General features: G+C 73.2%; 18 protein-coding genes. 7 read left to right on the forward strand and 11 right to left on the reverse strand.

The window, feature by feature from the left end; translation table 11 throughout:
• Positions 1–132: 132 nt before the first annotated feature.
• The 6 genes from aqpZ to ACWGUG_RS11940 form a co-directional block, all read right to left on the reverse strand.
• Positions 133–930, reverse strand: a complete 798-nt coding sequence (gene aqpZ / locus ACWGUG_RS11915) for an aquaporin Z (RefSeq protein ID WP_452324782.1) — start codon at positions 928–930, stop codon at positions 133–135.
• A 74-nt stretch (positions 931–1,004) separates the two neighbouring features.
• Complete coding sequence (locus ACWGUG_RS11920) at positions 1,005–2,306, reverse strand: DUF58 domain-containing protein (protein ID WP_452324783.1); 1,302 nt, start codon at positions 2,304–2,306, stop codon at positions 1,005–1,007.
• Between the two features lie 5 nt (positions 2,307–2,311).
• Positions 2,312–3,352 carry an AAA family ATPase gene (locus ACWGUG_RS11925; protein ID WP_452324784.1) on the reverse strand — a complete coding sequence of 347 codons (1,041 nt, stop codon included), beginning with the start codon at positions 3,350–3,352 and terminating at the stop codon, positions 2,312–2,314.
• The gene (locus tag ACWGUG_RS11930; RefSeq protein WP_452324785.1) at positions 3,349–4,581 is read right to left on the reverse strand and encodes a DUF4350 domain-containing protein; all 1,233 of its coding nucleotides are present in this window, start codon (positions 4,579–4,581) and stop codon (positions 3,349–3,351) included. The genes ACWGUG_RS11925 and ACWGUG_RS11930 overlap by 4 nt, the downstream gene beginning before the upstream one ends.
• Positions 4,578–5,237 carry a DUF4129 domain-containing protein gene (locus tag ACWGUG_RS11935; protein WP_452324786.1) on the reverse strand — a complete coding sequence of 220 codons (660 nt, stop codon included), beginning with the start codon at positions 5,235–5,237 and terminating at the stop codon, positions 4,578–4,580. Before ACWGUG_RS11935 ends, ACWGUG_RS11930 begins: the two co-directional genes overlap by 4 nt.
• Positions 5,238–5,254: 17 nt before the next feature.
• Positions 5,255–6,685, reverse strand: coding sequence for a glycerophosphoryl diester phosphodiesterase membrane domain-containing protein (locus ACWGUG_RS11940; protein WP_452324787.1), 1,431 nt, complete (start codon positions 6,683–6,685; stop codon positions 5,255–5,257).
• Between the two features lie 248 nt (positions 6,686–6,933).
• On the opposite strand from ACWGUG_RS11940, the gene mtrA reads away from it, so the two are divergent.
• The 6 genes from mtrA (at position 6,934) to ACWGUG_RS11970 (ending at position 13,891) form a co-directional block, all read left to right on the forward strand.
• A complete protein-coding gene (gene mtrA, locus ACWGUG_RS11945) occupies positions 6,934–7,614 on the forward strand; it encodes an MtrAB system response regulator MtrA (protein ID WP_336398493.1) in 681 nt (226 codons plus the stop codon).
• Between the two features lie 40 nt (positions 7,615–7,654).
• Positions 7,655–9,349 carry an MtrAB system histidine kinase MtrB gene (gene mtrB, locus ACWGUG_RS11950; RefSeq protein ID WP_452324971.1) on the forward strand — a complete coding sequence of 565 codons (1,695 nt, stop codon included), beginning with the start codon at positions 7,655–7,657 and terminating at the stop codon, positions 9,347–9,349.
• Positions 9,346–11,037 carry an LpqB family beta-propeller domain-containing protein gene (locus ACWGUG_RS11955; RefSeq protein WP_452324788.1) on the forward strand — a complete coding sequence of 564 codons (1,692 nt, stop codon included), beginning with the start codon at positions 9,346–9,348 and terminating at the stop codon, positions 11,035–11,037. Before mtrB ends, ACWGUG_RS11955 begins: the two co-directional genes overlap by 4 nt.
• Positions 11,038–11,130: 93 nt before the next feature.
• Positions 11,131–11,790 carry a ComF family protein gene (locus ACWGUG_RS11960; RefSeq protein WP_452324972.1) on the forward strand — a complete coding sequence of 220 codons (660 nt, stop codon included), beginning with the start codon at positions 11,131–11,133 and terminating at the stop codon, positions 11,788–11,790.
• A 122-nt stretch (positions 11,791–11,912) separates the two neighbouring features.
• Positions 11,913–12,572 carry a ribosome hibernation-promoting factor, HPF/YfiA family gene (gene hpf, locus ACWGUG_RS11965; RefSeq protein ID WP_336398496.1) on the forward strand — a complete coding sequence of 220 codons (660 nt, stop codon included), beginning with the start codon at positions 11,913–11,915 and terminating at the stop codon, positions 12,570–12,572.
• A gap of 110 nt (positions 12,573–12,682) precedes the next feature.
• Entirely contained in the window at positions 12,683–13,891 is a 1,209-nt protein-coding gene (locus ACWGUG_RS11970) for an amidohydrolase family protein (protein ID WP_452324789.1), read from the forward strand.
• Between the two features lie 30 nt (positions 13,892–13,921).
• On the opposite strand, the gene ACWGUG_RS11975 is transcribed toward ACWGUG_RS11970, so the two are convergent.
• Positions 13,922–15,280 (reverse strand): hypothetical protein, encoded by a 1,359-nt coding sequence (locus tag ACWGUG_RS11975; RefSeq protein WP_452324790.1) that lies wholly within the window; start codon positions 15,278–15,280, stop codon positions 13,922–13,924.
• A 194-nt stretch (positions 15,281–15,474) separates the two neighbouring features.
• Between ACWGUG_RS11975 and ACWGUG_RS11980 the strand changes: the two genes are divergently transcribed.
• On the forward strand, positions 15,475–15,882 hold the full coding sequence (locus ACWGUG_RS11980) for a hypothetical protein (RefSeq protein WP_452324791.1): 408 nt from the start codon (positions 15,475–15,477) through the stop codon (positions 15,880–15,882).
• Between the two features lie 98 nt (positions 15,883–15,980).
• Here the strand turns inward: ACWGUG_RS11980 and ACWGUG_RS11985 are convergent, their stop codons facing one another.
• The 4 genes from ACWGUG_RS11985 to ACWGUG_RS12000 all read right to left on the reverse strand — a co-directional run bounded on the left by ACWGUG_RS11985 (position 15,981) and on the right by ACWGUG_RS12000 (position 22,179).
• On the reverse strand, positions 15,981–17,774 hold the full coding sequence (locus ACWGUG_RS11985; RefSeq protein WP_336398619.1) for a DEAD/DEAH box helicase: 1,794 nt from the start codon (positions 17,772–17,774) through the stop codon (positions 15,981–15,983).
• A 171-nt stretch (positions 17,775–17,945) separates the two neighbouring features.
• Positions 17,946–20,795 (reverse strand): FtsX-like permease family protein, encoded by a 2,850-nt coding sequence (locus ACWGUG_RS11990; protein WP_452324792.1) that lies wholly within the window; start codon positions 20,793–20,795, stop codon positions 17,946–17,948.
• Positions 20,792–21,505, reverse strand: coding sequence for an ABC transporter ATP-binding protein (locus ACWGUG_RS11995; RefSeq protein WP_452324793.1), 714 nt, complete (start codon positions 21,503–21,505; stop codon positions 20,792–20,794). The genes ACWGUG_RS11990 and ACWGUG_RS11995 overlap by 4 nt, the downstream gene beginning before the upstream one ends.
• Positions 21,502–22,179 carry a PadR family transcriptional regulator gene (locus tag ACWGUG_RS12000; protein ID WP_336398620.1) on the reverse strand — a complete coding sequence of 226 codons (678 nt, stop codon included), beginning with the start codon at positions 22,177–22,179 and terminating at the stop codon, positions 21,502–21,504. Before ACWGUG_RS12000 ends, ACWGUG_RS11995 begins: the two co-directional genes overlap by 4 nt.
• Positions 22,180–22,234 lie beyond the last annotated feature (55 nt).

Genomic DNA, 22,234 nt, shown 5'->3' on the forward strand with positions numbered 1-22,234 from the left:
TTTTCGGCGCCCGCCTCAGTTTTTTATCCCCCCCCGCCCCCCGCGCTCCCCCCCTCCCACCCGGTCTCCCCGCCGCCCCCCCCTGCGCGCCCCCCCCCCGTGGGGGGGCGGGCCGCTCCGTCGTGTCGGCGCCTACTTGACGCGCGCCTCCGCCTGCACGGGCGGCAGCGTGCCCTTGGGCTCGAAGAGCGCGCGGTGCAGGACGCCGGCGAGGAGACCTCCGACGATCGGGAAGACGATGAACACCCACAGCTGGAGCAGCGCATCCGGGCCGCCGTAGATCGCCGAGGCGATCGAGCGGGCCGGGTTCACCGACGTGTTGTCGATGGGGATCGAGATGAGGTGGATCAGGGTGAGCGTGAGGCCGATGGCGAGGGGTGCGAGCGGCGCCGTTCCGCGCGTGGGATTGGTGACCCCGAGGATGATGAGCACGAAGATCGCCGTCAGCACGATCTCCGCGACGATCGCCGCCCCCATGCCGAACCCGCCGGGCGAGCCGAACTCACCGGTGCCGAACCCGTTGGCGGCGAAGCCGCCGTCCTGCGCGTTCGCGAGCCAGTCGTCGGTGCCGAACAGGCCGATCAGCACGATGACGGTGGTGCCCAGCACCCCTCCGATCAGCTGCGCGACGATGTAGCCGATCGTCTTGTTCCATTCGAACCGCCCGGCCGCCGCGAGGCCGAGCGTGATGGCCGGGTTGAAGTGGCCGCCCGAGATCGGGCCCCACGCGTAGGCGCCCGCCACGACGGTGAGTCCGAACGCGAGGGAGACGCCGACGAAGGCGATGCCCAGCGGGTTGCTCTCCGACCCGGCCGGGAAGCTCGCCGCGAACAGCGCCGCGCCGACGCCGCCGAAGACGAGCAGAAACGTTCCCAGAGCCTCCGCGACGAGCCTGTTCACCGTGGTCGGCGGGATGGTGGTATCCGACATCTGCGGACTCCTTTCCTCGCCGCGAGGGTATCGGCATCCTCAGCGGTTTCCCAGGATCGGTGCGGAGTTTCCGCTCAGAGGCGCCCCGCCGCCTTGAGGGCGAGGTAGCGGTCGGCGATCCGCGGCGGCAGGTCCTCGGGCGTCGCGGCGATGGCCTCGCCGCCGGCGCGCGCGACGGCGGCCGCGACGACGGCGGCGTCGTGCGCGCTCCGCTCGACCGCGGCGGCGCGGTACACGTCGGCGGCGTCCGGCCGCTCGGGAAGCTCGCCGGGCTCGTCCGTCACGGTGCCGACCAGCACGTGGGCTGCCCGCGAGAGTGCGGGCAGCGACCCGAGGAAGCCGCGGGCGGCCTCGGGGGCGTCCTGCGCGGTCAGGAGCACGACGAGCGACGGGCGCGAGGTGAGCGCGCGCACGTGTGCGAACGCCGCATCCCAGTCGGTGTCGATCAGCTGCGGCTCGACCGGCGCCATCGCGTCGACCATCGCGGGCAGGAGGGAGGGGCCGTCGACCCGCGTGACGCGGGCGCGGACGGTGCGGTCGAACATGAGCAGATGCACGTGGTCGCCCGCCCGCGCGGCGAGGGCGGCCAGCAGGAGAGCGGACTCCATCGCGGCGTCCATCCGCACGCCGTCGCCGACACGTGCGGCGGCGGTGCGTCCGGTGTCGATCACGATGACGACGTGGCGATCGCGCTCGGGTCGCCACGTGCGCAGCATCGTGGTGCTGGACCTCGCGGTCGCCCGCCAGTCGATCGATCGCACGTCGTCGCCGCGGACGTACTCCCTCAGGCTGTCGAACTCCGTGCCCTGTCCGCGCACCTGCACGCTGGTGTTGCCGTCGAGCTCGCGCAGCCGCGCGAGCCGTGACGGCAGGTGGCGCCTCGCGGCGAACGGCGGCAGCACGCGCACCGCGCCCGCGGAGTCCAGCCGCGTCTGACGCCCTGCGAGCCGCAGCGGACCGTCCGAGCGCACGACGACGAAGCGCGACCGCAGCTCGCCGCGCCGACGGGGGAGGAGCGGGATGCCGACGGTGCGGGCCTCGCCGGGAGGGATGGCGATCGTCGGTCGCTCAGGCGGTGCCCCCGCGGTCGGCTGCCACGCGTCACGCACGCGGCCCCGCACGGCTCGATCGCCGGTGTTGCGCAGCACCAGCTCCGAGAGCACCGGCTGCCCGAGCAGCACGCGTCGCGGCAGCCGCCTGGTCACGGCGATCCGGCGCGGGTCGGGCGCGGCGGCGGCGTCGCCGAGGGCCGCTGCCAGGCACAGCACCACCCAGCCCGCCGCCGCGAGCCACGCGTCCATCCCCGCCGCCGAGAGCAGCACGACGGGCACGGCTCCGAGGGCCACGAGCAGCGGAAGGCGACCGGTGACGTACATCGGCGTCAGATCGGCACGCGCGTCTGCTGGACCACCGAGCCCAGCACCGCGTCGACCGAGACGCCCTCGAGCTCGGCGTCGGGGCGCAGGCGGATGCGGTGGCGCCACGTCGGCAGGAGCATCGTCTGCACGTGATCGGGCGTGATCGCGGGGTAGCCGCCGAGCCACGCCCACGCCTTGGCCGCCGCGAGCAGCGCGGTGGCGGCACGCGGGCTCACGCCCAGCTGCACCGACGGGCTGCTCCGCGTGGCCTGGGCGAGGTCGACGACGTAGCCGAGGACGTCGTCCGAGACGGTGACGGATGCCGCGGCCCGCTGCGCTGCGCGGAGCTCGTCGGCCGTGGCGGCCCGTCGCAGGCCGGCGGCGGCGAGATCGCGCGGATCGAAGCCGCCGGCGTGCCGACGGAGGACTGCCAGCTCGGCCTCGCGCGCCGGCACGTCCACGATGAGCTTGAGCAGGAACCGGTCCAGCTGCGCCTCGGGCAGCGTGTACGTGCCCTCGTGCTCGATCGGGTTCTGCGTCGCGGCGACGAGGAACGGATCGGGGAGGCGGCGCGTGACTCCGTCGGTCGAGACCTGACGCTCCTCCATCGCCTCCAGCAGCGCGGCCTGCGTCTTCGGCGGCGTCCGGTTGATCTCGTCGGCGAGCACGACGTGAGTGAACACCGGCCCCTCGCGGAACTCGAACTCTCCCGTCCGCGCGTCGTACACCAGCGAGCCCGACACGTCTCCGGGCATGAGGTCGGGGGTGAACTGGATGCGCTTGGTGTCCAGGCCCAGCGCGGTCGAGAACGCCCGCACGAGGAGCGTCTTCGCGACGCCGGGCACCCCCTCCAGCAGCACGTGCCCGCGCGCGAGGAGCGCGATGAGCAGACCGGTGACGGTGCCGTCCTGGCCGACCACCGCCTTGCCGACCTCGAGGCGCACGCGGTTCATCGCCTCCCGCAGTGCGGCGTCGTCGAAGCCGGCCGGCTCGGGCGACGTGGGCGGCGCCTCGGCGGCGGTGTCGGCGGCCGGCGGCCGGTGGCCTGCGGGGGTGTCCGTCATCGGGGGCTCCTTTCGGGGCGGACGGCCGCGCGGACGGCGTCCTCGAGTTGTCGCAGTCGTGAGCTCAGCGCGACGAGCTCGGCGTCGCTGCGGGGGATGTCGTCGATCAGGATGCCGCGCACCGCCGCACGGTCCAGCCCCACGCGGCCCGCGGCCGCGTCGGCGATCTCGGGCGCGGCCGCGCTCGCCGCGAGGCCCAGCAGCCCGGCGAGGCGCCGCAGCGCCCCGATCCGGAGCCGGTCCGCGGCGTGCAGCGGGTCCCGGGCCCGCGCGTACAGGCGGGCGCGGCCCTCGGTGGTCTCGGAGGCGCGCACCGTCACGGGCAGCCGCTCGGCCACGAGCGGGCCGAAGCGCCGGCCCCGCCAGACGCCGGCTGCGATCCCTGCCACCAGCAGCAGCACGATGACGGGACTGACCCAGGGGGGCGTGAGCTCGCCGAGCGACGGATCGGCATCCGCGATGTCGGTGTCGCCGAGTCCCGGCACGTACCAGACGACGAGCGCATGCCGCCCCATCAGGTTCACGGCGAGGGCGGCGTTGCCGTCGTCGGCGAGCCGCTCGTTGGTGAAGAGCGCGCGGCCGTCGACGGCGGCGACGCGGCCGCGGTCGGTCTCGTGCACGAGCAGGCCGTAGCCGCCGGCGGACGGGTAGCAGGACGCCGTGTCCGCGCCCGGCGTGTACACGCCCCAGGGCCGCACGGCGCCGGCACGGACGGCGTCCTCGACGTCGCAGTCCGGGCGCGCGGTCTCGTCGGACGCGACGCCGGCGGGAGCCGACCCCGGCAGCAGCAGATCCAGCGTGCGGGCGCGCGGCTCGATCAGCACCACGTCGCCGGCGGCGCCCGCGAGGGTGTTCACCGCTTCGTCCGAGAGCGCCGGCGTGTCGGGGAGCACGAGCGTCCCGGCGGACCGCTCGAGCGCCTGGATGGCCGCCTCGCGGTCGCGCGCGACCTCGACCTCGACGCCGTGGGCGCGCAGGATCTGCACGAGTGCGCGCGCGCCGGTCGGGCCGGCCGAGGAGGGGTCGAGCGCGCCGCGCTGGGCCCACTGGTTCACGGCTGAGACGGCCGCGCCCACCCCGCCGACGACGAGCAGCGCCAGGGCGATGGCGACCCACGCGCCCACGCGACGGCCGGGGCGGTGCCCGCCCGGGCTCTCGGCGTCCGCCGGGGGAGCGGCATCCGTCGTCCCCGGGCCGTCCGCGGCGCGGGCGGTGAGGGTCGCACTCACGCGGGGACCTCCTCGCGCAGCGCGGGACGTGCCGCGGTCACGGCGTCGTCGACGGACGCGACGAGACGGTAGAGGTCACCGGTCCCCGGCCGCCGGAGATAGCGGACGTCGTCGAACGCCGTCGCGGCGTCCTCGAGGCGATCGGCGAGCGAGGGGAACGCTCCCGCCGCCGCCCGCGCGAACGCGTGGACGGTCGCACCGGGCGGCGGATCGACGACGCCGCGCTCGAGGCAGCTCCGTGCCAGCGCGCGGAAGCGCAGCACGATCGCGGCGTCCCAATCCGACGCGCGGGCGCGCTCCTCGGCGGCGGCCCGCAGCTGCGCGGCGCTGCGCTGCTCGCGCTCGCCGAACAGCATCGGCGCGCGCGGCGCTGCGCGGCGGGAGACGCGGGGCATGCCCCACACCAGGAAGGCGGCGACGATGACGATCACGACGATCACCGCTGCCACGAGCGCGAAGGTCGTGCCCAGACCCCCCGTGAGGTCCGGGTTCAGCAGCGAGGCGATGAAGTCCCCGACGGCCCGCGCGATGCGGTCGATCGGCGTGGGTTCCGCGATGTCGTAGGCGGGGTCGGCGAGCTCGTCCTCGGCCCAGCGCCGCGCCTCGTCGCCGTCGGGGGTCAGTGGCGGCACGGCGTCGGCGAGGCGTGCGGACACGCGGAGCATCCCGGCGTTCAGGACCACGGCGACCCGCGGTCGGCGCCGTCCGGGGCGGCGCCGGGTGCGGTCCAGGTGGTCGGCGAGGCCTCCGGCTCGGCGGGCGTCCCGGGTCGTGCGGGATCCTGCCCGCCCGCACCGTCGGCGTCCGCGTCGGCGGGGCTCGCGGGAGCGTCGGAGAGCGCCACGGGCGGCGCCGGCTGCACGGGAGCCGCGGCGTACCCCGCGGGCTGCCCGTAGCCCGCGGGGGGCCCGTATACCGGGTGCGCCGGTGGGGGACCGTAGCCGGCGGGCGGGCCGTAGCCGGGCGTCGCGGCCCCGCGTGGTCCGAACACCGGCTGCGCGTAGCCGGGCGGGTATGCGGCGTAGCCGGGCGCGCCGTACGGTCCGGGCGCGATGCGCGGGGCGACGGCGCGCCCGACGTTCTCGCGGTAGGGATCCGGCAGACCGGCGGCCCCGGCATCCCGTCGCTCCACGTACGCCAGCAGATCGAGGTCGAGGCCCTCGCGGCGCATGCGGCAGTCGATGTAGATGAGCGCCGTCGCGGTGGACTGCACCACCACGGCGACGGACTGCAGCAGCAGGGTCAGCACCTGGGTCAGCAGCGTCGCCGCGAGGAAGCCGACGATGGCGGTCGGCTCGGGGTCGCCGGTCGGCGCGATGATCGTCGTGAGCCCCAGCGAGAGGAAGCTCATCGGGATGCTCACCACCTGCGCGACCGTGGCGAAGATGACGCTGATGACGAGGATGATCCCCAGCGCCGGCCAGAACCGGCCGCGCGTCAGCGTCCACGAGCGCGACAGCGCCTGCGGGATCGTGGCGTGCTCGACGATGATGGCGGCGGGCACGAGCAGCAGCTTGATCATGAGCCACCACGTGAGGGGGATCGCGGCGACGATCACGACGATCGTGAGCGCGATGGCCGCAGGCGGGGCCACGATCGCGACGCCGACGACCGCCAGCACCACGGCGGCGACGAGTGCGGCGACGGCCAGGACCACGAGCAGCGAGTAGCCGATGAGGCGCCACGCGATCGGCTTCACCTGCCGCCACAGCGCACCGAGGGTGAGCTTCTCGGCCACCGCCGCGTGCGTGACCTCCACCACGACGATGCCCTGCACGATCACGCTCAGCGCCCCGGCCGCCAGCGAGAGGACGATGCCCGCGACCGCGGTGAGCGCGATCGAGCCGGCCATCACGGTGTCGTACTCGTCGGTGCCCTCCTGCAGGGTGTCCAGGCGCGAGAACGACGCCCACATCACCAGCAGGACCCCGCCGAGCACCACGAGGTACGCGAGGGTCTGCACGACCAGCGCGAACCCGAGCAGCACCCGGGGATTCTGGCGCAGCGCGGCGAACGAGCGGCCCAGGATCGTCCCGAACGTCAGCGGGTGCAGCGGGATGATGCCGGGGCGGGACGCCGGCGTCCAAGCCGGGTACGCGGTCACGGTGGTCCTCTCTGGCGTGGGCGCCGCGCCGAGGGCGGTGCGGGTCGCCGTTGCCCCTATCGTTCCACATCACCCGGACGCCGCATCCGCTCCCACGGCCGGCGCGGCGCGGGGTCCCGCAGCGGCTCTCGGCGGGCGCTCAGGCGAGGTTCGGGCGGTCCGCGGTCGCTGTCGACTACTCTGTGGGGAGCGCATGGGGTCGGCGCTCGCCGTGGCCCGTGCCTGGACAGAAGGAACGAACCCGCGCGATGACTTCACGCATCCTGGTGGTCGACGATGACACCGCCCTCGCCGAGATGATCGGCATCGTGCTGCGCACGGAAGGATTCGAGACGGTCTTCTGCGCAGACGGCGCCCAGGCCGTCGAGGCCTGGCGGACCGAGCGTCCCGAGCTCATCCTGCTCGACCTCATGCTCCCGGGCATGGACGGCATCGAGATCTGCACGCGCATCCGTGCCGAGTCCGGCATCCCGATCATCATGCTGACCGCGCGGACCGACACCGCCGACGTCGTGAAGGGGCTCGAGTCGGGCGCGGACGACTACATCGTCAAGCCCTTCAACCCCAAGGAGCTCGTCGCGCGCATCCGCACGCGCCTGCGTCCCGCGTCCCAGCCCGCGAACGACACGCTGCGCATCGGCGACCTCACCGTCGACGTGGCCGCGCACGAGGTGCGCCGCGGCGACGGGCCCATCGCGCTGACGCCGCTCGAGTTCGAGCTGCTGGTCGCGCTCGCCTCGAAGCCGCAGCAGGTGTTCTCGCGCGAGATGCTGCTGGAGCAGGTGTGGGGCTATCACTACAAGGCCGACACGCGCCTGGTGAACGTGCACGTGCAGCGACTGCGCGCGAAGGTCGAGAAGGACCCCGACAACCCCAAGATCGTCACGACGGTGCGCGGCGTCGGCTACCGCGCCGGTGCCGTCGTCTGAGGTTCCCGTGACAGCGCCGACGACGGGCGTGACGGCCACGATGGCCCCCCTGACAGGGTGGCGCCTGTGGCGCGCATGGCCGGGGAACATCGCGGCGCTGTGGCGGCGCTCGCTGCGCTTCCGGACGATCCTGGTCACCATCGGCCTCACCGCGCTGGCGGTGGTCGTGGCGTGCGTCTGGATGGCACTGGCCATCCAGAACGACCTCTTCGCCTCCCGCAGGGATCAGGTGCTCATCGACGCGGAGCAGGCCCGCGCGGCCGCGCAGCGGACCCTGGACGCCGCGGTGCAGAGCGACGCGGTGCAGATGCAGAACGTCATGACGCTGGCGTTCACCGCGCTGCGCGACCAGTCCTCCGCGGACATGGTCGCCGCCTATCGCATCGGCCCGCCCGTGCCCAACGCCCCGCAGGACTTCTCCACCGCCGAAGGCGTGATCGACGAGCTGCTGACGGTGCCGATGCGCACCCTCGTGCGCACCACCCCGGACCGGCAGATCTGGCAGCCGGTCTCGCTGCCCGGCGGCGGCGAGACGAGTGCGCCCGGCATCGTCGTGGGGCAGCAGCTGAACATCGAGGGCGTCGCCTCGTACGAGCTCTACCTCGCCTACGACCTCGCCAACGCCCCGCAGACGCTCTCGTTCGTGCAGCGCACGCTGTGGATCGTCGGGATCGGCCTCGTGCTGCTCATCAGCGGCATCGCCTGGTTCGTCCTGCGCTCGGTCACGACCCCGATCAGCGAGGCGGCCGACACCAGCGCCAAGCTGGCCGCCGGTCAGCTGGACGTGAGGCTCGAGGTGCACGGCGAGGATGAGCTGGCCACGCTCGGCCGGTCGTTCAACGCGATGGCCGACAGCCTCGAGTCGCAGATCAAGGAGCTCGCCGAGCTGTCCCTCGTGCAGCAGCGGTTCGTCTCGGACGTGTCGCACGAGCTGCGCACGCCGATGACCACCATCCGGCTCGCGGCCGACATGATCAACGACCAGCGCGACGAGTTCGACCCCGCCACGGCCCGCGCGGCCGAGCTGCTGAACGCGCAGGTGCAGCGCTTCGAGACGCTCCTGACCGATCTCCTCGAGATCAGCCGCTACGACGCCGGCTCGGTGCAGCTCGAGCTCGAGCCGACGAGCCTGGCGCACCTCGCCGAGGACGTCATCGGCTCGATGCACCAGCTGGCCGAGCAGCACGGCAGCGACGTCCGACTGGTCGCGCCGGGCGGCTATTCGCCGGTCGACATGGATCCGCGCCGGGTGCGGCGCGTGGTGCGCAACCTGCTGGGCAACGCCATCGAGCACGGCGAGGGCCGCCCCATCGTCGTGACCGTCGACAGCAACCAGCAGGCGGTGGCCATCGGCGTGCGCGACTACGGGATGGGCATGAACCCCCAGGATGCCGAGCGGGTGTTCGACCGGTTCTGGCGCGCAGACCCGTCGCGCAAGCGGACGATCGGCGGAACGGGCCTCGGGCTGTCGATCGCGCTCGGTGACGCGAAGCTGCACGGCGGCGAGCTGGCGGTGTGGTCCGAGCCCGGCAAGGGCACCCACTTCGTGCTGACGCTGCCACGGAAGGACGCGGTGCTCGACGGGTCTTCGCCCATCTCCGTGGAGCCCGGCGACGACGCTGCGGCGCCCTTCGAGGACCTCGGCCTGACCGAGCCGATCGACCTGCCGCGGGCGGCGTCGCCGCGGCGCGCCGGCAGTGAAGCGGATGCCGCGACAACGGGAGGACCGGCATGACCCGGGCACGCGGCATCCTGTCGCTGCTCCTCGCCGCCTGCGCGCTCGTCGTCACCGGCTGCGCGGGCTTCCCGATGAGCGGGCCGGTCGAGTACGGGCTGGAGACCGGCGACACCGGCGCCGGGTCGCAGAACGTGACCTTCATCCCCAACCGGCCGCAGCCCGGTGCGTCCCCGGCGCAGATCGTGGAGGGCTTCATCGACGCCGGCTCCGGTCCCGGCGTGGGGGGCAACTGGGCGGTCGCCCGCGAGTTCCTCGCGCCGGCGCTCCGGGACACCTGGAAGCCCGAGGCGGGCGTCATCGTCGACGAGCGCGCGGAGCGCGACTACGTCGAGACGGGCGAGGGCGTCGTGGGCTTCGCCTTCGACGTCGTGGCCACCGTCGACAACATCGGCGCCTACGAGCGGGCGGAGCTCGCCCCGGGCGAGCAGGTCTTCCGTCTCGCGCAGCGCAGCGACGGCGAGTGGCGCATCACCGAGGCGCCGGACGGCATCTGGCTCGACGAGGCGCAGTTCCCCACCGTGTTCCACCGCTATCCGCTGATGTACTTCGATCCGGCCTGGGAGTACCTCGTGCCCGACGTGCGCTGGTTCCCCGTCACGACGGCCGCCAGCAGCATCGCCGGGGCGCTCGTGAACGGGCCCCCGAGCGAGTGGCTCGCCGCTTCGGTGACGACGGCGTTCCCCGACGACGTCACGGCGGTGCCGTCGGTGCCGATCGACGAGAACGGCGTGGCCGAGGTCGAGCTCAGCGAAGGAATCGTCGGCGCGAGCACCACGGCCCTTGACCGCATGCTGACGCAGCTCGAGGCGAGCCTGAGCGCGGCCGGGGCATCCGATGTCGTCATGAGCGTCGATTCGACCCCTGTCGACGCGCAGCCCGTCGCGGTGCGCTCGACGCGCGTCCCGGCCGCACCGCTGGTGCTCACCGAGGACGGCTTCGGCTTCCTCACCGGCGACGAGCTCGACAAGATCCCGGGCCTGTCGGCAGCCGTCGAGAACGCGGCGCCGACGAGCGTCCAGGTGGGCCCCGAGCGCAGCCTTGCGGCGGCGAAGCTGTCCTCGGGCGCCGTGGTGCGGCTCAGCGCTGCAGTGCCCGAGCCGGAGGTGCTCGACACGCGGGCCGACCTCGTCGACCCGACCATCGACCGGCTGGGGATCGTGTGGAGCGTGCCGCGCAGCGCGCCGGGTGCGGTGCGCGCCCACCTGCCCGGCGGCGACGTCGTCGAGGTCGCCGACGCCTGGGCCGAGGCGACCTCGATCGCCGGCATGGCCCTGTCCCGCGACGGCACGCGGATCGCTGCCACGGTGACCTCGGGCGGCCGCTCCATGCTGTGGGTGGCCGGGGTCCTGCGCAACGCGGACGGCGTGCCGGAAGCGCTCGGAACCCCGGTGCGGCTCGTCAGCGTGGGCGGCACGGGGCTCGGAGTCACCTGGATCGACGACGTCACGGTCGGCGTGCTGGGCGGCGGCGAGACGGAGTCCGTGGTGGTGGAGCAGGTCGTCGGTGCGCCGACCACGACCTCCACGGCGGCTGCGGGGATGAAGTCGATCGCCGGCGGCAGCGGGATCTCCAGCCTGCGCCTGCTCGCACTGGACGGCACGCTGTTCGTCAAGCGTGGCACGACCTGGCAGCCGACGGCGACCGGCATCCGCGTGCTCGCGACCCAGCAGGGCGCCCCCCAGTAGGGCTCCTCCCCAGGGCGCGGGTCGCGCGCGCCCTCCACCGGCCCCGGGATGGGCCGGTCGGGCCCGGCGCCGGCGCGCGAGGCTGATGCGGTGATGCGAGAGCTCTGGGTGCCGGTGCGGGCGGCATGCGCCGACGCGCTCGCCCTCGTGCTGCCGCTGTCGTGCGCCGGGTGCGACGAGCCCGACGTCGCGCTGTGCGAGCGCTGCCTCCTCGCCCTGACCCCCGACCCCCGCCGGCGCGTCGTCGAGGCGGACGGGGGCGACGTGCTCGTCTGGAGCGGACTGGCCTTCGAGGGCGTCGCGGCGCGCGTGCTGCGCGCGATCAAGGAGGACGGCCGCACCGGCCTCGCCCGGGCGCTGGTCCCCGCGCTGCAGGCGGCGCTGGTGCGCACCGGCGCTCCCGACGCCGTGCTCGTCCCCATGCCGACGTCGCGGGCGGCGTACCGCCGCCGCGGATTCCGGATGCCCGACGTCGTGGTCCGCCGCACCGGGCGGCGCGTGCGCAAGCTGCTCCGGGCGGTGCGCCGGACGGCCGATCAGCGCGGGCTCGATCGCGACCTGCGACGCCGCAACGTCGCGCACAGTCTGGCCGCGCGCGACGCCGCCGGGCTGCGGGTGATCGTGGTCGACGACGTCGTGACGACGGGTGCGAGCGTGGCCGAAGCCGTGCGCGCACTGCGCGCGGCGGGCGCCGACGTGGTCGGTGCGGTGACCATCGCGGCGACCCCGCGGCGCCACCGCGCGGGCGGATGAACGCGGCGTGGACGCATTCGAAACTCACAGGTGACAGACCCCCGACACCGGGATACCGTGGGGGGCACAAGGCGACTGATGGTCCGCCCTTGGCCGGGTGGACCGGAACAAGGAGGTCAGGGATGGAAACCAGCATCGTCGGCGTGGGAGTGGGTATCACCGATCGCTTCCGCAGTGTCGTCGAAGAGAAGGCGGCCCGTATCCAGAACCTCGCGCCGCGCGCACAGCGCGTGGACGTCAAGGTCACCCACCGCGCCTACCACAACGGGCGCATGGAAGACGAGACCGTCGAGCTCACCGTCAACGGCAAAGGACCGGTGATCCGGGCCGAGGCGACGGACGGCGACAAGTTCACCGCTCTCGACCTCGCTGTCGACAAGCTGTGCGAGCAGCTCCGGCGGGCGAAGGACAAGCGCGTCGACGCACGCAACCACCCCCGCGGCGCCAAGTTCGAGAAGGGGAGCGGCGCCATCCAGGGAATCGATGTGCAGCCGGCATCCGTCGACGTGCTCCGCGCCGTCGCAACCGGCGAGATCCCGATCGTCACGGGCAACGAGGAGGAGGAGGGCTACACGCCCGTCGTCATCCGCACCAAGGAGTTCCACCCCGAATGGATGTCGGTCGAGGAGGCCGTGGACCGCATGGAGCTGGTCGGCCACGACTTCTTCCTCTTCATCGACGCGCGCACGGACCACCCGAGCGTGGTGTATCGGCGCAAGGGCTGGGACTACGGCGTGATCTCGCTGACAACGCAGGCGCAGCCGGAGGAGCTCGCCTCCTGACCGGCTGACGGACAATGGGGTGCGGCCTTCTCGGCCGCACCCCTTCTGCTGTCCCGGGTCGGACGCACTCGACCCGGCGCGTCCGCAGCCGTTCCTCCGGAAGGACCACCGTGATCATCCGCAACGCCCGTCCGTGGGGCGCCGACGCCGCCGACGTCGTCATCGAAGGCGCCCGCATCGCCGCCATCCGACCGCATGACTCAGCCGCCGCGCCCGGTCCGCAGGACGTCGCCGGGCGCGGCCGACTGCTGCTGCCGTCGTTCAGCGACGTGCACGTGCACCTCGACTCGTCGCGCATCGGGCTGCCGTTCCGTCCGCATACGGGCGCGCCCGGGGTGTGGGGCATGATGCTCAACGATCGGCGGAACTGGCGGAACACCGACGTGCCGCACGCGGCGATCGTCGCGGGGACCCTCGAGCGGATGATCGCCAGGGGCACCACGCGGGTGCGCACGTACGCGCAGGTCGACGTGGACTGCAGGCTCGAGAAGTTCGACTCGGTGCTCGCGGCGAAGGAGAGGTTCCGCGACCACGCCGACGTCCAGATCATGACCTTCCCCCAGGCGGGGATCCTGCGTGAGGCCGGCACCGTGGAGTACCTCGAGGAGTCGCTCCGGCAGGGTGCCGACGTGATGGGCGGGATCGATCCGTGCCAGCTGGACCGCGACCCGGTCCGGCACCTCGACATCGTGTTCGGCCTGGCCGAGAGGTACCAGGTCGAGGTCGACATCCACCTGCACGAGCCCGGCGAGCTCGGCGTGTTCAGCACCGAGCTGGTCCTCGAGCGCACGCGCGCGCTGGGCATGCAGGGCAAGGTCACGCTCTCGCACGCCTACGGTCTCGGCTCGGTCTCGGAGGCGGTGAGCCGGCGCCTCATCGACGAGTTCGCCGAGCTCGACGTCGCGATGGCGACGGTCGCACCGTCGACCACGGGGCACCTGTCGCTCGTGGACCTCGTCGAGGCGGGCGTGCGCGTGGGGCTCGGCGAGGACGGCCAGCGCGACTACTGGAGCCCGTACGGGAACTGCGACATGCTGGACCGCACGTGGCAGCTCGCGTTCGTCAACGGCTTCCGGCGCGACGATCTCATCGAGCTGGCGCTCGCCGTGGCCACGATGGGCGGCGCGTCGATCATGCGCGGCTCCTCACCCCGTGTGGCGGGCGTCGGCGACCGGCCGGGCGTCGCGCCCGGCGACCGCGCCGACCTCGTGCTGGTCGACGGCGAGACGCCGACGAGCGCCGTGATGGACCGCGGAGCGGACCGCACGGTGATCCACGACGGTCGCGTCGTCGCGGACGGGCTCGAGCTCGCCGCCTGAGAATCCGCGGGCCGTCGCCATGGGGCGGCGTCAGTCGATGAAGCCGTCCAGGATGCTGCCGATGACGAGGCCGCCCAGGATGCCGCCCATGAGGTCGCCTCCGCCGCTGCGGCGGCCGCCACCCCAGCCCTGCTGGCCGTACCCCGGCGCACCCCACTGCTCGGGCTGGGGCCTCGCGGAATCGATGTCGCGCTGAGCGAGCTGCAGTGCCTCGCTGGCCAGGAACGCCGCACGGCGCGCGATCGCGAACGCCTGCTCCCGGTGGTCCTCGTCGATGGTCGTCACCGCCGACGCGGATGCGCCCAGGAGGCGATCGAGATCGAGGCGGATGCGCTCCGCCTCGGCGAACCGGGTGCGCGCGTCGGCGCCGATCCATCCGCGGTGCCCGGCGATGACGTCGCGGGAGACGGCGATCTGGCGGTCCGCGTCATCGATGGCGTGCCGCACGTGCTCGAGCGGCGGGATCGGGCGCGCGGCGCGCTCCCGCGCTGCGGCGATCGCGGCGTCGAGCCCGGCGTTCGCCTCCCGCAGTCGAGACAGCTGCTCGAACGGATCGGTGTTGACGCCTGCCGCCGGCAGTGCGGCCAGGGCGGCCTGCAGCTGGGCGATCGCGGCCTCCACGGCAGGCGAGTGCGGCTCCTTCAGCGCGGCGACGATGTCGCCCCGCGAGTCCTCGACGATCGCGGCGAGAGTGGACTCGGCGCGCAGCGCCTCCACCTCGAACGTCTCCACCGCGTCCAGCAGCGTCTCAGCGCGACGCACCGACTCGGTCGACGCCTCCAGGGCCATGTTGGCCTGCTCGCGCTGACCCGCCTCGCGGCGCCGCTCGGCGACGCTCGCGCTGTGCTCCGCGAACCCCAGCAGCTGCTCGGCCTCCGCCGGATTCGCCTCGATCTGGGCGAGTGCGTGCGAGGAGTACCGCACGGCGAGGCGCTCGACCGTCGACCGGGCGTCGGGGAGTCGCAGCCGCAGGCGCGCGGCATCCGCGCGCACCCGCGCGATGATCTCGGGTGCGCGGCGGGCGCGCTCGATGGACCCGGCGAGGGCTTCGGTGCGGTCGTCGAGCAGGTCTTCGGCCCACTCGCAGAGCTGCACGATGCGCGCATTGCGCGTGCGGAGCTCCTCCGGGGTGTCGGGGATCTCGTCGTGGTTCAGCTGGTGCAGATGGAAGGCCTCCTGCAGGTGCGTGCGCACCGACTCCAGCGCGTCGCGGAGCTCCTTGGTGGGGCCGGGGCCGAGCTCGGCATCGGCGAAGGCCAGCTCGTCCGTCGTCAGGCGGATGCGCTCGTCGGCGGCCACGAGGGCCTGCTGGGCGCGCCGCGCCAGATCGGCGTCCTGCGTGCTCAGTTCTTCCTGCTCGCGCTTGCGTCTGCCCCAGAATCCGGCCATGCAACGATCCTACGGGGGCGGCTGAGAGCGGGCCGAGGCGAGAGGCGCACGCGGAGGCATGTTCGCGCACAGCGTGCCGAACGGGGCCCGCCGCGGAGGGGCATCCGCTCACATTCTTGTATCACCGTCGCGGTGCCCGGCTCCAGCACTGCGGAGGGGTGCGTCCCTGCGCCCCCGGGGAAGGAAGAAACAGCATGATCCGCAAGATCTTCGGGGCCACCGCCCTGACCGCAGCACTCGTCTTCACCGGTGCGGGCGTCGCGTCCGCACACGAGTGCTACATCCCGGACAGGTCCGCGCATGGCGACGCCGGGGCGACCCATTCGCAGAACTGGGTGACCCTCGACATCTCCGAGCTGTACATGAGCGCGCACGAGTTCCTCGGCGGCGACCCGCTCACGCCCGAGCAGGTGCAGCAGGCCGTCGCGATGACGGCCGAGCGGGGCATCCCGACCACGCTGACGACATTCACCCGCGACACGCTGCCCAAGGGCAAGGCGCCTGAGGGGCACTCGACCGACGGGAAGGGCATCGACCACTACTTCCACGCCTACGAGGCGGACCTCGTCGAGATCTTCTTCACGGTGCAGGCCGGCGGCTGAGTCGCTGCGACGACGACGGCGGCGGGCGGGGCGCAATCGCCCCGCCCGCCGTGACGTGCCGGATGACGCTCCCACCCTGGGGGACGGCGCGTCGGGGATCAGCCGTCGCTGCGCTTGTGGCGCGGCTTGCGCTCCGGGCGGTCGCCGTACCCGCGGCCGGCGCCGCGCTCGCCGAAGCCGCGGTCGCCCGCACCCCGGTCGTCGCGACGGGGCCGGGACGCGGCATCCGTCCGCCGCTGAGGGCGCCCGGCGTCGGGGCGCAGCTCGATGAGCTGACCCGAGATGCGGGTGTCGGCGAGACGGTCGAGGGTCTCGCGTGAGAGGTTCGCCGGCAGCTCGACCAGCGAGAAGTCGGGCATGATCTTGATCGCGCCGAAGTCGTCGCGGCGCAGGCCGCCCTCGTTCGCCAGGGCGCCGACGATCTGGCGCGGCTCCACACGGTGGCGCTTGCCGACCGCGATGCGGTAGGTCGAGAGGCCCTCGCGGGGAGTCCGGCGCTCGCCGCGCTCGGGGCGGTCGCCGAAGGCGGGCCGATCGCCGCGATCCGGGCGGTCGGCGCGTTCGCGGCGCGGCGCCGGCTCGGGGTCGGGCTCGAGCAGGAGCGGGGTCTCGCCCTGCGCGACCACCGCGAGCGCGGCGGCCACGTCGACCTCGGGCACGTCGTGGTTGCGGACGTAGTGGGCGACGATGTCGCGGAAGCGCTCGATGCGGTCGGCCTCGTCGAGCGCGGCGGTGATGCGGTCGTCGAAGCGCGACAGCCGGGTGACGTTCACCTCGTCGACGCTGGGGAGCGGCATCTCGGTGAGCTCCTGGCGGGTCGCGCGCTCGATCATCTTGACCAGGCCGCGCTCGCGCGGGGTGACGAAGCTGATCGCGTCGCCGGTGCGCCCGGCGCGGCCGGTGCGGCCGATGCGGTGGACGTAGGACTCGGCGTCCGTCGGGATGTCGTAGTTCACGACGTGCGAGACGCGCTCGACGTCGAGGCCGCGGGCCGCCACGTCCGTCGCCACGAGGATGTCGAGCTTGCCCGACTTCAGCTGGTTGACCGTCTTCTCGCGCTGCGGCTGCGCGATGTCGCCGTTGATCGCGGCGGCGGAGTAGCCGCGGGCGCGCAGCTTCTCGGCGATCTCCTCGGTGACGCTCCGGGTGCGGCCGAAGACGATCATGCCGTCGAAGTTCTCGACCTCGAGGATGCGGGTGAGCGCGTCCATCTTCTGCTGCCAGGCGGTGATCAGGTAGCGCTGCGAGATGTTCGCCGACGTCTGGGTCTTGGACTTGACGGTGATCTCTTCGGGGTCGTTCAGGTACTGCTTCGACATCCGGCGGATCTGCGGCGGCATGGTCGCCGAGAAGAGGGCGACCTGCTTGGTCTTGGGCGTCTCGGCGAGGATCGTCTCGACATCCTCGGCGAAGCCCATCTTGAGCATCTCGTCGGCCTCGTCGAGCACGAGATACTGCAGAGCCGAGAGGTCGAGCGTCCCCTTCTCGAGGTGGTCGATGATGCGGCCGGGCGTTCCGACGACGATGTGCACGCCGCGTCGGAGTGCCGAGAGCTGCACGCCGTAGCCCTGTCCGCCGTAGACGGGAAGCACGTGCACGTCCTTCAGGTGGCCCGCGTACTTCTCGAACGCCTCGCACACCTGCAGCGCGAGCTCGCGCGTGGGGGCGAGCACGAGTGCCTGGGGGCTCTTCTGCGAGAGGTCGAGCCGGTCGACGATCGGCAGCGCGAACGCGGCGGTCTTGCCGGTTCCGGTCTGCGCCATGCCGACGACGTCACGGCCCGCCAGCAGGGTCGGGATGGTCGCCGCCTGGATCGCCGAGGGGGTCTCGTAGCCGATCCCGCGCAGCGCCTTGAGGACGGGCTGACTCAGCCCGAGGTCGGAGAACGTCATCGCGGCGGGCTCGGTCTGAGCCTCGTCTTCGATCTGATCGGCGTCGGTGTGCACAGTTCAGCGTACCGGGGCGCTCCTGGGAGGGGCCAGCGAGAGGGATGCCGCGCCCGCGGCTCGCCGGCCGCCTCGGCCCACACGACGGCGGCAGGTCGCGGCATCCGCTGCGTCATCTCACGCGATCGCCGTGCGGCGGGTGAGATCCGGCTGCCGCGGCGGCACGAGCCACGCCGCGAGGGTGATGCCCACCGGCAGTCCGATGCCGAGCACGGCGAGCCACAGCCAGGGTGTGTCTGCCACATCGAACGCCGAGGCGTTCGCGGTCGCGAGTCCCCACACCGACAGGTAGCCCGTCGCTGTGCCCACCGCCGAGCCGATCCCCACGATCACGGCCGCCTGCCATGCGTTGACATTGCGGCGCAGCATCCGTCCCCCGCCGATCGCGGTGAGGGTGGCGTCGTCGGGGCGGCGTTCGAAGCGAGCGAGCCCGAGCGTCACCGCCGAGGCTCCGAGCACGAGCACGACCGTCACGCCGACGATGAGCCAGAGCCACGGCTCGACCGGGTCCGGCCCGTCCTCGACGGAGACCGACAGGCCGGCACTCGCCGACACGCGCAGGTCGCGGCTCTCGCCCGTGAGCTCGTCCACCGTGACCTGGTCGAGGGGCTCGTCGTAGACCGCGACGAGCTGTCCGGGCACGGTGACGATCCCCAGAGCAGCGGCCGTCTCGGGCGTGACGATGAGCTCGAAGGCCTGCTGCCACCCCAGGTCCACCACCGCGGCATCGAGCCGGTGCTGGGCCGACGGATCCGCTGCGCTCGGCGGCGAGCCGGGCTCCGACCCGTTCCACGCCATGAGTGCCTGATACCCCTCGGGTGTCCATTCGGTGACGACGACCTCGCCCGAGCCGTCGACGTAGTCGGGCTCGGTGACGAGAATCCCGCCGTCTCGCACGACCTCGAGCGCCTCGGCGTCGACGCTCGTCCCGAGAATGGTGCCCAGATCGTCCGCCGCCACGATCCACAGTGACCCCGATGCCGCATCGTACGGCTGCAGGCAGTCGCCGGTGCACCCGTCGTACCCCTGCCGGGCGACCGCGAACTGCCGGGCATCGGGATCGACCGTCTCGCCGGTCGAGGGATCGACCTCGGGCCAGACGGTGCTGAAGGCCCACGCGACGGACGACGGGTCCGTCGGCGCCACGAGCTCCTCCGCCGCATCGACGAGGCGGTCGGAATCGTCGGTGCCGTTCTGCCAGGTGTGCACGACGACGGCCCCCTCGGGCGCCATGTACCAGTGCCACCGCGCGTTGGAGGCGGCGGTGAGCGCGGTGATGGAGAGGACGAAGGATGCCGCGAACACGCACGCGCCGATCACCGCGAACGCCGGGACGACGCGGGAGGGAGTGGCGGCCGCGTCGCGGCTGGCGAGCCGAGGGGCCAGGCCCAGGCGCGACAGCGCCCGCGAGATCTGCACGAGGATCCAGTGCGACGGGATGAGGACGCCGATCTGGAAGACCAGCGGACCCAGGACGACCGCGTACAGCGCCGCGAAGAAGAGCGGGCTCTGCTGGTCGCCGTCCTCGCCGAGGGCGACGGTCGCCGCCACGTACACCGCACCGAAGACGAGCCCGGCCAGTCCCGTCGCCATCACGAGGATTCCCCACAACGGTCGCCGGGGGCGCAGGAGCGCCGGTCGCCGCGCCCCGCGCAATGCCGACAGGGCGTCGCCCTTCGTCGCCGCTCGCGCGGGTGCGACCGCGGCGAGCGTGCCGACCAGCACGGCGAAGAGGGCGATCGGGACGATGAGCAGCCACGGCACCTGCAGGCCGAAGTTGCCCCAGGACGTGCCACGCGCGCCCCGGTCGGTGAGGGCGAGGGCCGCGGCGGCGCCCGCCACACCCACTGCGACGCCGACCGCGCCCCCGATCACGCCGAGCACGGTGCCCTGGAACACCACGATGCGGAACACGTCGGCGCGCGACGCGCCGACGCTCGAGGCCATGGCGAGCGCCCGCTGCTGCCGGCGCGCGGCGACCGAGAACGCCGCTCCCGCGAGCAGCACCACGATGTAGCCGCTGAGGACGGCGCCGATGCCGCCGACGAGGATGATGCTCCACAGCTCGGCCCCACCCGGGCGCCACTCGCTGCGGCGCGCGTCGGCGGGCGGGTCCATCACCAGGTCGCGGGCATAGGCGACGAAGCCCGCGTGGTTCAGCTCCTCCAGCTCGGCGACATCCGGCTGCCACCCCTCGACGTACCAGCGCACGAACGGATCGTCGCCGGCGACCGCCGCCGCGGCGGCCGGGAGGAAGAGCACCTCCACCGACGCCTGCGCGCTCGCCGGACGCATCGTGCCGGTGATCTCCATCGTGCGCTCCGCGTCGACGAAGACGACGTCATCGCCGATCCGCGCGCCGAGTCTCTCCAGCGCTCCCGGGCTCACCATGATCTGGTCGGCGGATGCCGGTGCCCGGCCCTCGAGCGGGATGTACACGCCCTCGAACACCGGATCCCACACGTCGCCGACGACCGTCTCGAGCCATCCGACGCCTCCCGCGGTCTCGACGGCGACGGACGACGACGGGACGACTTCTCGCACCGTCGCACCGGCGGGGATGAAAGCGCCGGGGTCGGTGGCGTTCGGCAGCACCTCGTTCTCCGGCATCCCGGTCTCGGGATCGGTCTCGACGGAGTGGTCCCAGGGGACGTCCACCGCCTGCGACCGGGTCGGGTCGGGCCCGCCGACCGCTTCGATCCAGGCGTCGTTGCCGCCGAGCTCGAGCTCCGCGCTCTGAGCGGGACTGGGGACGTGACTCTGCCAGAAGACCGCGCCGCCGGTGAGCCCGGCCACCGGAAGCGCGACGAGCAGCAGGACGAGCGTGCTCGACCCCTTCGTCCGGCGCACCTGGCGCCGCGCGAGACGCAGGTCGGCGCGAAGGCTCGACCATCCGCGGCGCCGCGGGGGAGCGGCAGCGGGCCCCTGACGTGGTGCGGCCTGGGGCGGGGCCTCGAGCAGCGTCACCGCGCGGCCAGCAGGGTCTCGGCGCCGTCGTGGCGGGATTCGTCGACGATCCGCCCGTCGCGGAGGAACACGATGCGGTCCGCCCACGCGGCGTGCCGGGCCTCGTGCGTGACGAGGATGCCGGCCGCGCCGGCATCCACCCGCGCCCGCAGCATCCGCAGCACCATCTCGCCCGTCACCGAGTCGAGCGCACCCGTCGGCTCGTCGGCGAGGATCAGCCGTCGCCCGCCGACGACGGCGCGCGCGATCGCGACGCGCTGCTGCTGACCGCCCGACAGATCGTCGGGGTAGGAGTGCAGCTTGTCGTCGAGGCCGACCGAGGCGAGAGCATCCCGACCCGCACGGCGCGCCGCCCTGGCCCGGAAGCCGTCGAGCTCGAGCGGCAGCGTCACGTTCTCGAGCGCCGTGAGGGTCGGGATGAGATTGAAGTCCTGGAACACGAAGCCGAGCGAGCGGCGGCGGAGCGCGGCGAGGCTGCGGGGCGACTGCCGGCTGAGGTAGGCCCCGTCCACGACGACCTCGCCCGTGGTGGGAGTGGCAAGGCCTCCGGCGATGGACAGCAGCGTCGACTTGCCCGATCCGGACGCTCCCATGATCGCGACGAGCTCGCCCGCGGCGACCTCGAGATCCACCCCTGAGAGCGCCGAGACGGCCGTCTCACCCGCGCCGTACTGCTGCGTGACGCCGATGAGGCGCAGCACCGCGGTCACCGGTTGACCTCGGCCGCAACGGCGGGCGACCCGGCTCCGCGTGTCGGCTCGCCCTCGGCCCGGTCGACGACCCGGTCTTTCGCGGGCCGCCCGCGCTTGGGCCGATCGGTGGACAGCGCGAGGGCCATCGCGTGATCCGGATGCAGCGCCAGCCGCTGCTCGGTGTGGTCGAGCCAGCGCACCTCGGCCTCGGCGGCGAAGATCATCGAGTCCACCACGAGCGACCAGGCGAGCTCCTCCGGCGTGAACGGGGATGCGCCGTCGGCGGATGCCCCGGCGTACTTCGCGCGGTTGAGCTCCTGCAGCTGACGCAGCGACGCGCGTCGCTGCGTCTGGATGATCGCGCCCACGTCGACCCCCGGCAGGGTGGCGGCGACGGCGAGCTTGATCGCGAGCTCGTCCCGCGTGCCCTGCCCGCGCTCGACCGGCGAGGCGAGCCAGTCGGAGACCTCGGCGGATCCGGCATCCGTGATCTGCCAGTAGACGTGCCCCTGCTCGTCGACGTCGTCCTTCTCGACGAGCCCGTCACGCTCGAGGCGGTCGAGCGTGTTGTAGATCTGGCCGACGTTGAGCGGCCAGGTCGAGCCGGTGCGGCGGTCGAACTCCGCCCGCAGCTGGTAGCCGTAGCACGGCCCCTGGTCGAGGATCGCCAACAGGCTCTGTCGCACCGACACCATCGTCTCCGATCTGCATACCGAGTATGTACATGCTGAGTATATGCATACTCGG

It is taken from the genome of Microbacterium sp. NPDC055455, from assembly GCF_053619935.1.

Excerpts from the sequence above, each read along its gene's own strand:
- aqpZ (WP_452324782.1), bottom strand. The coding sequence starts at position 930 with ATGTCGGATACCACCATCCCGCCGACCACGGTGAACAGGCTCGTCGCG.
- ACWGUG_RS11920 (WP_452324783.1), bottom strand. The coding sequence starts at position 2,306 with ATGTACGTCACCGGTCGCCTTCCGCTGCTCGTGGCCCTCGGAGCCGTG.
- ACWGUG_RS11925 (WP_452324784.1), bottom strand. The coding sequence starts at position 3,352 with ATGACGGACACCCCCGCAGGCCACCGGCCGCCGGCCGCCGACACCGCC.
- mtrA (WP_336398493.1), top strand. The coding sequence starts at position 6,934 with ATGACTTCACGCATCCTGGTGGTCGACGATGACACCGCCCTCGCCGAG.
- mtrB (WP_452324971.1), top strand. The coding sequence starts at position 7,655 with ATGGCCCCCCTGACAGGGTGGCGCCTGTGGCGCGCATGGCCGGGGAAC.
- ACWGUG_RS11955 (WP_452324788.1), top strand. The coding sequence starts at position 9,346 with ATGACCCGGGCACGCGGCATCCTGTCGCTGCTCCTCGCCGCCTGCGCG.
- ACWGUG_RS11960 (WP_452324972.1), top strand. The coding sequence starts at position 11,131 with ATGCGAGAGCTCTGGGTGCCGGTGCGGGCGGCATGCGCCGACGCGCTC.
- hpf (WP_336398496.1), top strand. The coding sequence starts at position 11,913 with ATGGAAACCAGCATCGTCGGCGTGGGAGTGGGTATCACCGATCGCTTC.
- ACWGUG_RS11975 (WP_452324790.1), bottom strand. The coding sequence starts at position 15,280 with ATGGCCGGATTCTGGGGCAGACGCAAGCGCGAGCAGGAAGAACTGAGC.
- ACWGUG_RS11980 (WP_452324791.1), top strand. The coding sequence starts at position 15,475 with ATGATCCGCAAGATCTTCGGGGCCACCGCCCTGACCGCAGCACTCGTC.
- ACWGUG_RS11985 (WP_336398619.1), bottom strand. The coding sequence starts at position 17,774 with ATGACGTTCTCCGACCTCGGGCTGAGTCAGCCCGTCCTCAAGGCGCTG.